Source organism: Ideonella alba (genome assembly GCF_018069875.1).
Taxonomy (GTDB): Bacteria; Pseudomonadota; Gammaproteobacteria; order Burkholderiales; family Burkholderiaceae_C; genus Ideonella; species Ideonella alba.
Map to the genome: position 1 here is coordinate 365175 of NZ_JAGQDF010000001.1, position 13446 is coordinate 378620.

At 71.4% G+C, this 13446-nt stretch carries 15 protein-coding genes; 7 read left to right on the forward strand and 8 right to left on the reverse strand.

Annotation, left to right across the window (positions count from 1 at the left end; genetic code table 11):
• Positions 1-3: 3 nt before the first annotated feature.
• The 3 genes from KAK07_RS01735 to KAK07_RS01745 all read right to left on the reverse strand — a co-directional run bounded on the left by KAK07_RS01735 (position 4) and on the right by KAK07_RS01745 (position 2667).
• On the reverse strand, positions 4-861 hold the full coding sequence (locus KAK07_RS01735) for a DUF58 domain-containing protein (protein WP_210858650.1): 858 nt from the start codon (positions 859-861) through the stop codon (positions 4-6).
• Positions 861-1883, reverse strand: coding sequence for an AAA family ATPase (locus tag KAK07_RS01740; RefSeq protein ID WP_210852253.1), 1023 nt, complete (start codon positions 1881-1883; stop codon positions 861-863). The genes KAK07_RS01735 and KAK07_RS01740 overlap by 1 nt, the downstream gene beginning before the upstream one ends.
• A 235-nt stretch (positions 1884-2118) precedes the next feature.
• Complete coding sequence (locus KAK07_RS01745; protein WP_210858653.1) at positions 2119-2667, reverse strand: pyridoxamine 5'-phosphate oxidase family protein; 549 nt, start codon at positions 2665-2667, stop codon at positions 2119-2121.
• 307 nt (positions 2668-2974) lie between these two features.
• Here KAK07_RS01745 and plsY point away from each other — a divergent pair, with 307 nt between their 5' ends.
• The 3 genes from plsY (at position 2975) to KAK07_RS25680 (ending at position 4431) form a co-directional block, all read left to right on the forward strand.
• Entirely contained in the window at positions 2975-3667 is a 693-nt protein-coding gene (gene plsY / locus KAK07_RS01750) for a glycerol-3-phosphate 1-O-acyltransferase PlsY (protein WP_210858655.1), read from the forward strand.
• Between the two features lie 2 nt (positions 3668-3669).
• Positions 3670-4014: a RidA family protein gene (locus tag KAK07_RS01755; protein ID WP_210852065.1), complete on the forward strand. Its 345-nt coding sequence runs from the start codon at positions 3670-3672 to the stop codon at positions 4012-4014.
• Positions 4015-4083: 69 nt separating this feature from the next.
• Positions 4084-4431, forward strand: coding sequence for a glutaredoxin family protein (locus tag KAK07_RS25680; protein ID WP_210852066.1), 348 nt, complete (start codon positions 4084-4086; stop codon positions 4429-4431).
• Here the strand turns inward: KAK07_RS25680 and KAK07_RS01765 are convergent, their stop codons facing one another.
• The 4 genes from KAK07_RS01765 to KAK07_RS01780 form a co-directional block, all read right to left on the reverse strand.
• Positions 4432-5097 carry a DUF3592 domain-containing protein gene (locus KAK07_RS01765; RefSeq protein WP_210858657.1) on the reverse strand — a complete coding sequence of 222 codons (666 nt, stop codon included), beginning with the start codon at positions 5095-5097 and terminating at the stop codon, positions 4432-4434.
• Positions 5098-5142: 45 nt separating this feature from the next.
• Positions 5143-5766: an L-threonylcarbamoyladenylate synthase gene (locus KAK07_RS01770; RefSeq protein WP_210852068.1), complete on the reverse strand. Its 624-nt coding sequence runs from the start codon at positions 5764-5766 to the stop codon at positions 5143-5145.
• 33 nt (positions 5767-5799) lie between these two features.
• Positions 5800-5955, reverse strand: coding sequence for a hypothetical protein (locus KAK07_RS01775; RefSeq protein WP_210852069.1), 156 nt, complete (start codon positions 5953-5955; stop codon positions 5800-5802).
• Positions 5956-6057: 102 nt separating this feature from the next.
• On the reverse strand, positions 6058-6945 hold the full coding sequence (locus KAK07_RS01780; RefSeq protein WP_210858659.1) for a PHP domain-containing protein: 888 nt from the start codon (positions 6943-6945) through the stop codon (positions 6058-6060).
• A 104-nt stretch (positions 6946-7049) separates the two neighbouring features.
• Here KAK07_RS01780 and KAK07_RS01785 point away from each other — a divergent pair, with 104 nt between their 5' ends.
• Positions 7050-8414 carry a type I glutamate--ammonia ligase gene (locus KAK07_RS01785; RefSeq protein WP_210858661.1) on the forward strand — a complete coding sequence of 455 codons (1365 nt, stop codon included), beginning with the start codon at positions 7050-7052 and terminating at the stop codon, positions 8412-8414.
• A 530-nt stretch (positions 8415-8944) separates the two neighbouring features.
• Here the strand turns inward: KAK07_RS01785 and KAK07_RS01790 are convergent.
• On the reverse strand, positions 8945-10066 hold the full coding sequence (locus KAK07_RS01790) for an aromatic ring-hydroxylating oxygenase subunit alpha (RefSeq protein ID WP_210852072.1): 1122 nt from the start codon (positions 10064-10066) through the stop codon (positions 8945-8947).
• Positions 10067-10297: 231 nt separating this feature from the next.
• On the opposite strand from KAK07_RS01790, the gene xseB reads away from it, so the two are divergent.
• Genes xseB through dxs form a run of 3 tightly spaced genes read left to right on the forward strand, consistent with a single transcriptional unit; the run spans position 10298 to position 13358 of the window.
• Positions 10298-10540, forward strand: coding sequence for an exodeoxyribonuclease VII small subunit (gene xseB, locus KAK07_RS01795; protein ID WP_210852073.1), 243 nt, complete (start codon positions 10298-10300; stop codon positions 10538-10540).
• The gene (locus KAK07_RS01800; RefSeq protein WP_210852074.1) at positions 10537-11424 is read left to right on the forward strand and encodes a polyprenyl synthetase family protein; all 888 of its coding nucleotides are present in this window, start codon (positions 10537-10539) and stop codon (positions 11422-11424) included. Before xseB ends, KAK07_RS01800 begins: the two co-directional genes overlap by 4 nt.
• A gap of 8 nt (positions 11425-11432) precedes the next feature.
• Positions 11433-13358, forward strand: a complete 1926-nt coding sequence (gene dxs / locus KAK07_RS01805) for a 1-deoxy-D-xylulose-5-phosphate synthase (protein ID WP_210858663.1) — start codon at positions 11433-11435, stop codon at positions 13356-13358.
• Positions 13359-13446 lie beyond the last annotated feature (88 nt).

Below are 13446 nucleotides of genomic sequence, written 5' to 3' on the forward strand. Positions count from 1 at the left end.
CGCTCAGGCCTGGAAATGCACCGCGAACGCATCGGGGTCGAAGCCATCGATCTGGAACACCGGCTGGCGCTGCCAGTGGCGCAGCCGCTCGGTCAGCGCCTGGCGGGCCTGGGCCAGGCGGTCGGCGTGGCGCTGGCGCAGCGCCGGCCGCACCCACACCAGGTGGGCGCCGTGGCCTTCGGCATCCTGGAGCCAGGCCAGGCCGTCGCGCGCCGGCAGCTCGAAGTCGCGGCGCTGCCACAGCACCACCGGCACCACGTCATGGGGTGCGAGCGCGTCCATCACCGCGTGCAAGGCATCGGGTGGCCAGTGGAAGTCGGAGGCCAGGAAGACCAGGCAGCGCTGGCGCGGCAGCTCGGCCACCGCGGCCAGCAGGCCGTCGATGCCAGCGGCGCGCGGGCCGCTGCGCTGGTGGGATTGCAGCGCCTGTGCCAGCACCGGGCCGCTGCCGCGCTGGCGCGTGGGCGGCCAGGGCCCCAGGCGGTGCAGCACGCGGTCGGCGCCCAGGCAACCGAAGGCATCGCCCAGGCGCTGGGCCGACCAGGCCAGGCTGTCGGCCAGCGCGGCCAGCGCCTGCACCCGTGGCGGCGGCGTGTCGTCGTCCATCGAGGCCGACAGGTCGGCCAGCAGCACCACCGTGACGGCGCGCCGCTCGGCCAGCGTGCGCACCCACCACTGGCCCAGCGGGTCGCGCAGGCTGGCGTGGATGTCCAGGCGGCGCGGATCGCCGCCATCGACCAGGCGGCGGTGGCCGCGAAAGGCCAGGCCGGCATCGCCCTGGCGGCTGCGGTGGGCGCCGGGGCGGTGACCGCCGGCGTCCCAGCGCAGGCGGTAGGGGATCTCGCGCGGCCCGTCCGTCATCAGGGGGCCCCGACGCGCGCCAGCAGCTGCTCGATCAGGGGCGGCAGCAGCGCCTCGCGGCGCAACTCGTAGGCTGGCTGCAGGCACAGGCGGTGGGCGATGCAGGGGCCGAAGACCGCGCGCACGTCGACCGGGCGCAGGTGGTCGCGGCCGTCGAGCCAGGCGTTGACGCGCGCGGCGCGCAGTAGCAGGCTCATGCCGCGCGGGCTGGCGCCGGCCAGCACCAGGGCCGCGCTGTCCACGCCGGGCAGCTCCACCCCCACGCGCTGGGGGGCGGCGGTGGCCTCCCACAGCCGCAGCGCGTAGTCCTGCAGCGCCTCGGAGGCGTGCACGGCGCGCTGGATCGCCTGAGACAGCACTGGCAGCGCGGCGATCGGCGCGATGCCTTCGGGCACCTCGGCAACCAGGCTGTCGGTGTCGTGAAAGCGCGGGTCGAAGGCCAGGGCGCGCCGCAGCGCCAGGTCGGTGGGCGCGTCTACCGCGATCTCCATCATGAAGCGGTCGCGCGCGGCGCTGGCGATCTCGAAGGTCTCCTCGCGCTCCAACCGGTTGCGGTCGGCGAAGACCTGCAGCAGCGGCAGCTGCACCTCGCGGTTGAAGGCCTGCACGCTGCGCTCGGCCATGGCGCGCAGCAGCAGCGCATGCACCTGCGGGCGGGCGCGGTTGATCTCGTTGAAGAAGAAGATCGCCAGCGAGGTGCCCTCGCGGGTCAGCGGGCCGGGCTCGATGGCCGGCCGGCCGGATTCGTCGACATAGGCGTGGTACAGCAGGTCATTGGGCATCAGGTCGACGCTGCCCTCGATGCGCGCGAAGCCGCCGCCCAGGCCGCGCGCCACCGCGCGCAGCAAGGTGGTCTTGCCCACGCCCACATCGCCCTGCAGCAGCACATGGCCGCGGGCGAAGACCGCGGTCACCAGCTGGCGCACTGCGGTGGCCTGGCCCACCACGACCGCGTTGACCTGGTCTTCCAGTTGGCGGGCGCGAGCCCGGCCGTCGGCAAGTGCGCCGTCCTCGTTGGCCATGGGGTCCTTCGTCTGCTGGCGATGGCGCAGGGGTTGCAAGTCATGCGCCATGCCGGTGCGCTGCGGAAACGGCCGCCCGCCGGCACAGTGTGTCACCGCGACGGGGCAACCCGGCGCCGAGGCCGGCTCAGGGTTTGCCTGGGGCCCCTCTCAAGGCAACGCCGGGCCGCCCCAAGTGTCCTGGTTTCCCGCGGGGGCGGGCTGGGCGCAGCCCGGCCCTGGGGGGCTCAGCGGGTCAAGGCGCCAGCCAGCTGGCCGTGCCGGGCCCGGGGCCGAAGCGCGCGCGGCGCTGGCCGTTGGTGTTCAGGTCGAGCCAGTCGATCGTCTGCACGCGGGCGCAGATGACCCCGAAGTGCTCGCGGTCGCCGCGCTCAGCGGACGGGCGCTCCAGCGGGCTGCCCGGCGGCACCGGGCTGAGGTAGTCGAACACGGCGGGCGTCATCTTCAACCGGGTCCAGTGCGACAGCACGGCCAGGCCGCTGTCAAGCACCTCCAGGTGCACACCCAGGCGCAGCTGCCAGCCCAGCTCGGCCGACCACATCACCGGCACGCCCTGGGGCTGGCGGGCGATCTGCGCCACCTTGGGAGAACGGGTGTCGGTGAAGAAGCACAGCTCGCGCTCGGCCGGATCGACCTGGCGCAGCACCACGCTGCGCGCATCGGGCAGGCCCTCCGGCGTGACCGTGGCCAGGGTGCACAGGCGCCAGGGGTGGCCGCGCTGCGGTGCGCGGACCAGCTCCTGCCACAGGCGCTCCTCGATCGAGTGCAGCGTGTCGTCTCCCATCCCGCGATCTTGCCTGCAGCCGGGTGGCCAGCCCAGCGGGCATCCCCGCAGCCGTCTTGACCGCGATCAGACTGTCAACGTTTGCAGGCGCCCAGATGTGTCAATGTGTGTGGTCATGCGGCTGGAGCGCCTGCTCCGAGGCGGGCCGGTGGCAGGTGCGACCGGCCCGGATGGACCCGCTGCGGGCGTCCAGCGCCAGTCACCACCACCCGGCCGGGCGGGCACGTCGGGTCAAGCCACGGGCAGGGTGCCTGGTCGGGGGGCTTACACTCCACGCCCGGTTCATCCGGCCCCGCGCCCCCTGCCCATGTCCTTGTTGTCCACCCTGGCGGCCACGCTCGTGGCCTACCTGATCGGCTCGCTGTCGTTCGCGGTCATCGTCAGCCGCACGATGGGCCTGGCTGACCCGCGCAGCTACGGCTCGGGCAATCCCGGCGCCACCAATGTGCTGCGTTCGGGCAGCAAAAAGGCGGCGATCCTGACGCTGCTGCTGGATGCGCTCAAGGGGGTGGTGCCGGTGCTGCTGGCGCAGTGGCTGGCGCCGCGCTTCGGCTGGGGCGAGGGCACGCTGGGCCTGGTCGGCCTGGCCGCCTTCCTGGGCCACCTGTGGCCGGTGTTCTTCCGCTTCCAGGGCGGCAAGGGCGTGGCCACCGCGGTGGGGGTGCTGCTGGCTCTGGTGCCGGTGACCGGCCTGGCCTGCATGGGGCTGTGGCTGGCGGTGGCCTACTTCACGCGCTATTCCTCGCTGGCCTCCATCCTGGCTGCCGTGGCCGCGCCGGTGATCCAGCTGCTGGCCTTCGGCGTGTCGCCGATGGTCGGGGCGATTGCCGTGATGAGCGCGCTGCTGGTGTGGCGCCACGCCGCCAACATCCGCAAGCTGCTGGCGGGCACCGAATCGAAGATCGGCCAGAAGGCCGCTGCCGCCGCTGCGCCGGCGCACGAACCCCATCCCTCCCATCACACGCGCCACACGCGCAAGACTTCCCAAGGAAAGCACTGATCATGATCCAGCGATTCGACGTCGGCCCCCGCATGTCCGAGATGGCCGTCCACAACGGCACCGTGTACCTCGCCGGCCAGGTGGCCGCCGATGGCAGCCAGGACATCCAGGGCCAGACGCGCCAGGTGCTGGACGCGATCGACGCCCTGCTGGCCCGTGCCGGCAGCGACAAGACCAAGATCCTGCGCGCGCAGATCTTCCTGGCCGACCTGGCCGATTTCGCGGCGATGAACAGCGTCTGGGAAGCCTGGGTCGTGGCCGGCCACACGCCGCCGCGCGCCACCGTGCAGGCGGCGCTGGCCAAGCCCGAGTGGAAGATCGAGATCGTCGTCACCGCCGCGGTCTGACGTGCCTGCGGGCTTGCCACGCCGGTCCTGGCTCGAGGCGCGCGCGCTCCCGGGCAGCGCGTCGTGGCGGTGAGCCGTCGAGACCAGCTCGCCCTGGGCCTGATCGCCGGGCTGGCCCTGGTCGGCTGGCCGGCCTTCCAGGCCTGGCGTGACGGCCAGGTGGGTGAGGAGATCGCCCGGCTGGCGAAGCCGGGCGACATCCTGATGGTCTCCAGCGAGACCTGCCTTTTCTGCACCGCCGCGCGGCGCTGGATGACGGCGCAACAGGTGCCCTTCGACGAGTGCCTGGTCGAGCGTGACGGCGCCTGCATGGCCCGCTTCCAGGCCCAGGGCGCGCCGGGCACCCCGCTGCTGTTCGTACGTGGCCAGCCGCAGCTGGGTTTCAGCCCCGAGCGGGTGCGCGACGCGCTGCGCTGATCAGCCGGCGTGCACCCGGCCGTGCCGGCTGCCCAGGATCAGCACGAAGGCGCCGCCCCAGAACACCAGGGCGAAAGCCAGCCCCGGCAGGCCCGGCTCCTGCAGGAACCAGAAGCCGGCCATCGGCGCCGTGATGCCGATCCACAGGCCGGCGAAGCCCCAGACGCCGCGCTGGCGTGTCCAGTCGTCACCGCGCCAGGCTGGTCCCAATGCCCGGTAGGCCATCCCGGCCAGCGACAGCAGCACCAGGGCGATCACGCCGCGCCAGAGCAGCGGCTTGATCCGGAGCTGGCGGTCCAGCACCGCGCGGTGAGGCGCCCGCGGATCGGCCCAGCCCGGCAGCGTGAAACCGTCCTGTTGCGCGCGCTGCAGGCGTTGCGTCCAGTCGGCATGCCAGTGGTCAAAGCCATCGTAGGCCAGTGGTGCCACGCCGATGCGATCGGCCACGTAGGAGCGCCCATCGACGCTGTAGCGGTAGGTGGCCAGCGGCAGTGGCGGGTCGTCCGGGTCCGGCATCGCCTGCTCGATCACCGTGACCTCCACCGGGATCCAGTGGCGGGTCTGCCAGGCCGTCCACAGCGTGCTCACCACGGGCCTCAGGCCCAAGGCCACGCCGACCACGCACATCGCCAGGGCCCAGGCAGCGAACAGGGCCGCGGTGAACACGCGACGCTCCGGGGTGTCCGGCGCCAGGGGCTGCATCCCGCCCGTCTACAGCCCCAGCAGCGCCGGGTCACCCCGCCCGCGGCGCAGCAGCTCGGGCTCGTCGCCGGTCAGGTCGACGATGGTGGTGGACTCGAAGGGGCAGGCGCCTGCATCCACCACCGCCTGCAACTGCTTCTCGAAGCGGTCGCGGATCTCGTGCGGATCGTTCAGCGCTTCGGTCTCGCCGGGTGGAATCAGCGTGGTGGCCAGCAGCGGCTGGCCCAGCTCCTCCAGCAGCGCCTGCAGCACGCGGTGCTCGGGCACGCGCAGGCCGATGGTGCGGCGCGAGGGGTGCGACAGCCGCCGCGGCACCTCCTTGGTGGCTTCCAGGATGAAGGTGAACGGCCCCGGCGTGCCCAGCTTGAGCAGGCGGAACTGGCGGTTGTCGACGCGCGCGTAACTGGCCAGCTCCGACAGGTCGCGGCACAGCAGCGTCAGGTGGTGCTTGTCGTCGACCTGGCGGATCTTGCGCAGGCGCTCGGCAGCGGTCTTGTCGTCCAGGTGGCAGACCAGCGCGTAGCTGGAGTCGGTGGGCACCGCGGCCACGCCGCCGGCATGCAGGATCTGCGCCGCCTGCTTGAGCAGGCGGACCTGGGGGTTGTCGGGATGAACCTCGAAATACTGGGCCATGGTGGCCCGATTGTCGCGCCTGCCGCGGGTGGGTCAGGTCATGTGCTGGGCGTGCAGCGCCGGGGGCTCGCCGGGATGTCGCTCGAGCGCCACCGGCAGGCTGATGAAGGCGGTGAAAACCACCGGCACCAGGGCCAGGGCGACAGTTCCCAGCCAGCGCTGGATGAAGAGGCGAAGTTCGGGGTGCATGGTCAGGCTCCTTGCGGGCACCGTGCCCGTGAACGCCATGGTGCGGCGCCGGCATGAAGGCTGGCTGAGCAGCGGCTGAAGACCGGCTGAAGGCGCCAGGGGTCAGGCCAGTTCGGCGGCCGGGCGCAGGTGCTGCAGCCGGTCGGCCCAGCGGGTCCAGACCGCGGTGCAGCGGGCAGGCAGGTCGGGCAGCTCGCCCGGCGCCACCCGGCTTTCGCCCGGGGCATGGAAGTCCGACCCGCGCGAGGCCAGCAGGCCGAATTCCTCCGCGGTGGCGGCGTAGCGGGTGGCCTCGTCGGGAAAGTGCGCGCCGCAGGTGACTTCGACACCCACGCCGCCGTGGCCGACGAACTCATGGAACAGCGCCCACTCCTCGGTGGGCGAGAAGCGGTAGCGCGCCGGATGCGCCAGCACCGGCAGGCCGCCGGCATCGCGGATCCATTGCATCGCTTCGCCCAGCGCCGCCCAGTGGTGCGGCACGAAGCCGGGCAGGCCTTCCTTCAGGTATCGCTGGAAAACCTCGTGGACGCTGGCGCAGTGGCCGTGCTCCACCAGGAAGCGGGCGAAATGGGTGCGCGAGACCAGATCCGGGTTGCCGGCATAGCGCCGGGCGCCCTCGTAGGCGCCGTGAATGCCCACGCGGGCCAGGCTCTCGCCCATCTCGCGGGCCCGCTGTTCGCGGCCGGCGCGCAGCCGCGCCAGGCCCGCATTCAGCCCCGGGTGGTCGGGGTCCACGTCCAGGCCCAGCACATGGACGGTTTCGCCCAGGAAGCTGATCGAGACCTCGACACCGCAGACATAGGCCAGGCCCAGCGCCTCGGCGGCCGCCCGGGCGGCATGCTGGCCGGCCAGCTCGTCGTGGTCGGTGAGCGACCACAGCTGCACGCCACCGGCATGGGCCAGGCGGGCCAGTTCATCGGGGGGCAGGCTGCCGTCGGAATGCACCGAGTGGCAGTGCAGATCGGCGTTCAGCAGGTGCACAGCCGCCATTCTAGGAACCCGGCCGTGCCGACAAGCGGCCGGGGACATCGGCCTTCCCGGCGCTGTTCCGGCGACCGCCTATCATCCGGGCCCCCGCCACCCCGGCCCGACCGATGTCTCCGATCCTGCCCCTGCCACTGCCCGACGCCGACACCCTGCGCGATGCGCTGGATGTCTACCCCGACACCCGACGCGTGGAATGCGCCACCGGCGACTTCAGCTCGGTGGCGCGCGGCAAGCATGTGGCGCGCGCTGATTTCGAGGGCCAGGTGGGCTGCAAGCTGCCTTCGGTGGTGCTGGGCCTGACGCTCACCGGCGGCGAGCCAGCCGACGTCATCGGCCCGGTGCTGCCGGCCAGCTATGCCGATGTGCACCTGGTGCCTGACCTGTCGACGCTGGCGCCGCGCCCCGGCCGGCCGGGCGAGCTGTGCGTGGTGTGCGAGCCCAGCGGCGCGCTGCGCCCGGACCTGGATGCCTCGGCGCTGTCACCACGCGCAGCGCTGCGTGCGGCGCTGGTGCGGCTGAAGGCGGCGGGCCTGCGCGCCACCGTGGCGCCCGAGCTGGAGTTCTTCCTGCTGGAGCGCGGCGCCGCGGGTGAGCTGCTGGCCGCCCGCGCCCATCCCGATGCGCCGGCCCGCGAGCGCGCCTGCGAGGCCTATTCGCTGGAACGCGCCGGCCACTTCGATGGCTTCTTCGACGCGCTCTACGAGGCCTGCGCCACGCAGCGCATCCCGGTCAGCGGCCATGCGCACGAGTCGGCGCTGTCGCAGTACGAGGTCAATTTCCTGCCCGGCGAGCCGCTGGCCCAGGCCGATGCGGTGTGGCGATTCAAGCGCCTGGCGCGCGAGCTGGCCGCGCGGCGCGGCTTCCTGGCCAGCTTCGCGGCCAAGCCCTTCCTGGACCAGCCAGGCACCGGCATGCACTGGCACCTGAGCCTGCAGCACACCGACGGCCGCGCCTGGCCGCACGCCTTCAGCCCGCCGGGCGGCGAGCCGGTGCTGCCGCACTTCATCGCCGGCCTGCAGGCCGGGGCTGCAGCCGCCATGGCCTTCTGCGCCCCCTTCGACATGTCCTATGACCGCATCCGCCTGAGCGACGCGGCCCCCTCGCACGCCAGCTGGGGCGAGGACAGCCGCTCACTGGCCTTCCGCATCCCGGCCTCCAGCCCGGCGGCCCGCCGCGTCGAGAACCGCCTGCCCGGCGGCGATGCCAACCCCTACCTGATCCTGGCCTCGATGATCGGCCTGGGCCTGGACGGCCTGCAGGCCGCTCGCCTGCCGGGCGAGGGCCAGGCGCTGCCGACATCGCTGTCCGCGGCACTGGACGCGCTGCAATCCAGCAGCCCGCTGCGGGCGCAGCTGGGCGCGCCGCTGGTGGACGCGTATGTCGGCATCAAGCGCCACGAAAGTGCCGAACGCCAGCGCCACGCGGATCCTCGGCAGCAATGGGACCTATGGCATCTGGTGGAATTGGCTTAACGACAGAAATCGTCCGTTGCAGTCCATCCAAGTGGTGGCCTGCAGCGGTGGTGACGCAGCCAAGGCCCGAGCGGCCAGGGTCTGTCGTCGCAGACGGTGGCGGTCGGCTGCGCCGACTTCCCTGTGGTGCTCGGACTGCAGGGCGGCCCACAAACTCGCTCCACTCGCCTGCGGCTCGTTTGGCTCAAACAGTGTGGGCCAGTCAGGGGGCATGCCCTGCAGTCCTGCGCTCCTCGGCGCCCCCGACAGCGCCGCCAGCCCCTGGCTGCTCGTTCCTTGTCTGGGGCAGCCGTTGCGGGACCGCTCACTTGGGCAGTCTCAAGACGACGACCAGCGAGGTGGGGGAAAGGGGTCGAACGAAGTCAAGGAGGAGGCCGAAGGCCGGGGGACATGAGAGAGACCCCTTTCTCCCACCTTGCCGCCGTAACCTTGGCGGGCAGTGACTTCCCAGGTCAGCTCGCTGCCGTTTTCGACCGAGCGAAGCTGCGGCAGATCGTCCGCAGCTTCGTGGCGCCAGGACTGTGTAGGCCTTACCAGGACGAACGGCCCATGCCCATGACCCTGCGGTACCACTCGTGGAAGTGCTTCATGCCGGTTTCCATCGGGGCCTGGTAGGGGCCGACCTCGTCGTCGCCGCGCTCGAACAGGGCCTTGCGGCCGGCGTCCATGCGCTCGCCGATCTCGTCGTCCTCCAGGCAGGTCTCCATGTAGGCGGCGCGCTGCGCCTGGCAGAACTCGGGCTCGAAGGCGGCGATTTCCTCGGGGTAGTAGAACTCCACCACGTTGAGGGTGCGGTCCACACTGACCGGGTACAGCGTGGAGACCGTCAGCACCTTCGGGTACCACTCGATCATGATGTTCGGGTAGTAGGTCAGCCAGATCGCGCCCTGGTCGGGCAACTGGCCCTCGTGCACGCGCAGCACCTCGTCGCGCCAGCGGGTGTAGGCCGGCGAGCCGGCCTGGCGCAGGCGGTCGTGCAGGCCGACGGTCTGCACCGAGTGGTGGCTGCCGAACTCCCAGCGCAGGTCGCTGCAGGTGACGAACTGACCCAGACCGGGGTGGAAGGGGCCGACGTGGTAGTCCTCGAGGTAGACCTCGATGAAGGTCTTCCAGTTGTAACGGCACTCGTGCATCTCGACGTGGTCGAGCACGTAACCCGAGAAATCCAGCGCGGCACGCGGGCCCAGGCCGGCCAGGTCAGCGGCGATGTCGCGGCCGTTGTCCTCGAAGACCATGCCGTTCCAGGTGCGCACCTTGTAGTTGTTCAGGTGCAGGCAGGGGTCGTGGTCGAAGTGCGGCGCGCCGATCAGCTGGCCGTGCAGGTCGTAGGTCCAGCGGTGCAGCGGGCATACCACGCTGTTGCGGGTGTTGCCGCGTCCCTTGAGCATGATGGCCTGGCGGTGGCGGCAGACGTTGGACACCAGCTCCACGCCCTTGGGCGTGCGCACCAGCATCCGGCCTTCGCCTTCCTGCGGCAGGGCGTAGTAGTCGCCCACATTCGGCACCGCCAGCTCATGGCTGAGGTACCGAGGACCGTGCTGAAAGATCAGCGCTTGTTCGCGGCGGAACAGGTCCTCATCAAAATAGGTGAAAACAGAGAGTTGAGAGCGCGTGCGCTCCAGAGCTTCCAGCGTGATGCTCAGGTCCGACATGATCCCCAGGATCTCCAAAAAACATGTCTGCGAACCCCCCGCCCGGTGGCCCCGCGGGCGGGATTGTCGAAGGTGATTGAAAGGGTGAAAGCCGCCGGCACTGCCCGCGGGGGCGCCGATTCTACCCGCGGGGTGTGAACCGGTCTGCAGGGTCTGTTGCGCTGCAGCGCCGTGTCAGCGCCGTGTGGCGTCCGCCCAACTACAATCGCGGTTTGCACTGCTCTTGACTCCATGCCGCGTTCCAGCCCCAAGGCCGACCCGGGACAGCCCGCCAGCTACGAGGAAGCCCTGGCCGAACTCGACGGACTGATCGCGGCCATGGAAGGTGGACAGCTGCCACTGGACCGGCTGCTGGGCAGCTACCAGCGTGCCGCGGTGCTGCTGGAGTTCTGCCGCGGCCGCCTGGACGCTGTGGAACAGCAGGTCAAGGTCCTGGAGGACGGGCAGCTCAAGCCCTGGACGAACAACACATGAAGATCGACGACTGCGAGGCCTGGGCTCGCCACCAGCTGGCGGAGGTCGAGGCTGCCCTGGAGGGCCTGGTGCCGGCCACGGCGCCGGCCGGCCTGGGCCTGGCCATGCGCTACGCCGTGCTGGATGGCGGCAAGCGCCTGCGCCCGCTGCTGGTGCTGGCGGCGGCCGAGGCTGTCCAGGGCGAGGCCCTGGCCGCGATGCGCTCGGCGGTGGCGGTGGAGCTGATCCACGCCTACTCGCTGGTCCACGACGACATGCCCTGCATGGACGACGACGCCCTGCGTCGCGGCAAGCCCACCACGCACGTGGCCTACGGCGAGGCCCAGGCCATGCTGGCGGGCGATGCGATGCAGGCGCTGGCCTTCGAAGTCCTCACGCCGGACGAGGGCATCGAGCCCGCGCTGCAGGCCCGCCTGGTGCGGCTGCTGGCGCGCGCGTCGGGCTCGGCCGGCATGGCCGGCGGTCAGGCGATCGACCTGGCCAGCGTCGGCAAGCCGCTGGACGAATCGCAGCTGCGCGACATGCACCGCCGCAAGACCGGCGCCCTGCTGCAGGCCAGCGTGCTGATGGGTGCCGCCTGCGGCCAGACCAGCGCCGACGCCTGGGAGGCGCTGGCCGAGTACGGCGACGCGATCGGCCTGGCCTTCCAGGTGGTCGACGACATCCTCGACTGCACCCAGGACTCCGAGGTGCTGGGCAAGACCGCTGGCAAGGACCAGGACGCCAACAAGCCGACCTATGTGTCAACGCTGGGCCTGGAGCAGGCCCAGGCCTACGCCATCGCCCTGCGTGACCAGGCCCAGGCCGCGCTGCGCCGCGCCGGGCTGCCGGCACCGGCCCGCCTGGCCTGGCTGGCCGACCGCCTGGTCGAGCGCAACAACTGAACCGCACCATGCCCCAACCGCCTGTTCCCGCCGCGCTGCTGGCCAGCATCGACAGTCCGGCCGACCTGCGCCGGCTTGGCCGTTCGCAGCTGGGCACGCTGGCCGACGAACTCCGCCAGTTCGTGCTCGACAGCGTCAGCCGCACCGGCGGCCACCTGTCGTCCAACCTGGGCACGGTGGAGCTGTCGATCGCGCTGCACTACGTCTACAGCACGCCGCACGACCGCATCGTCTGGGACGTGGGGCACCAGAGCTACCCGCACAAGATCCTCACCGGCCGCCGTGAGGCCATGGCCACGCTCAAGCAGCTGGGCGGCATCAGCGGCTTCCCGCGCCGGGTGGAGAGCGAGTACGACACCTTCGGCACCGGCCACTCGTCGACCAGCATCTCGGCCGCGCTGGGCATGGCCCATGCGGCCCGGCTGAAGGGCGAGCAGCGCCGCTGCGTGGCGGTGATCGGCGACGGCGCGCTGACTGGCGGCATGGCCTTCGAGGCCCTGAACCACGGCGGTTTCGCCGGTGGCGCCGGCCTGCCCGACGTGCTGGTCATCCTGAACGACAACGACATGTCGATCTCGCCGCCGGTGGGGGCGCTCAACCGCTACCTGGCGCGCCTGATGAGCGGCAAGTTCTACGCCGCTGCCCGTGAGGGCGCCAAGAGCGTGCTCAAGCACACGCCGCTGTACGAATTCGCCAAGCGCTTCGAGGAGCACACCAAGGGCATGGTCGTGCCGGGCACGATCTTCGAGGAGTTCGGCTTCAACTACGTGGGGCCGATCGACGGCCACGACCTCGATTCGCTGATCCCCACGCTCGAGAACCTGCGCGACGCCAAGGGCCCGCAGTTCCTGCACATCGTCACCAAGAAGGGCTGCGGCTACGAGCTGGCCGAGGCCGACCCGATCAACTACCACGGCCCGGGCAAGTTCGACCCCAAGATCGGCCTGCAAAAGCCCGCCACGCCGCCCAAGCCCACCTTCACCCAGGTCTTCGGCCAGTGGCTGTGCGACATGGCGGCGGCCGACACGCGCCTGGTGGGCATCACCCCGGCGATGCGCGAGGGCTCGGGCATGGTCGAGTTCGAGCGGCGCTTCCCCACCCGCTACCACGATGTGGGCATCGCCGAGCAGCACGCGGTCACCTTTGCCGCCGGCCTGGCCTGCGAGGGCCTGAAGCCGGTGGTGGCGATCTACTCCACCTTCCTGCAGCGCGGCTATGACCAGCTGATCCACGACGTGGCGCTGCAGAAGCTGCCGGTGGTCTTCGCGCTGGACCGCGCCGGCCTGGTGGGGGCCGACGGCGCCACCCACGCCGGGGCCTATGACATCGCCTACCTGCGCTGCGTGCCGAACATGAGCGTGCTGACGCCGGCCGACGAACGCGAATGCCGCCGCGCGCTGACCACCGCCTTCCACCAGGACCACCCGGTGGCGGTGCGCTACCCGCGCGGCAGCGGCGCCGGCGTGGCGATCGAGCCGCAACTCGATCAGCTGCCCTGGGGCCGGGGCGAGTTGCGCCGCGAAGGGCGCCGCATCGCCATCCTGGCGTTTGGCACGCTGCTCTACCCGGCGCTGGAAGCGGCCGACAAGCTGGACGCCAGCGTGGCCAACATGCGCTTCGTCAAGCCGCTGGACCGCGAACTGGTGCTGCAGCTGGCGCGCAGCCACGATGCCCTCGTCACGGTCGAGGAAGGCTGTGTGGCTGGCGGCGCCGGTGCAGCGTTGCTGGAAGCGCTGGCCGCCGAGGGCCTGGCCGTGCCGGTGCTGAACCTGGGCCTGCCCGACGAATTCATCGAACACGGCGATCCGGCCAAGCTGCTGTCGCTGTGCGGCCTGGATGCTGCCGGCATCGAGCGGGCCATCGTGCAGCGCTTTGGCGCCACTCCGCTGGCGCTGGTCAAGCCGGCTGAAACCGAGCGCACGGCCGCGGCCTGACGCATTTTTTTCGAACGCGGCGATCAACCCTTTCAACCGCAACGGGGCCGCTGAAGTGGCATGCTGCATGCCTGCCGACCCCGACTGT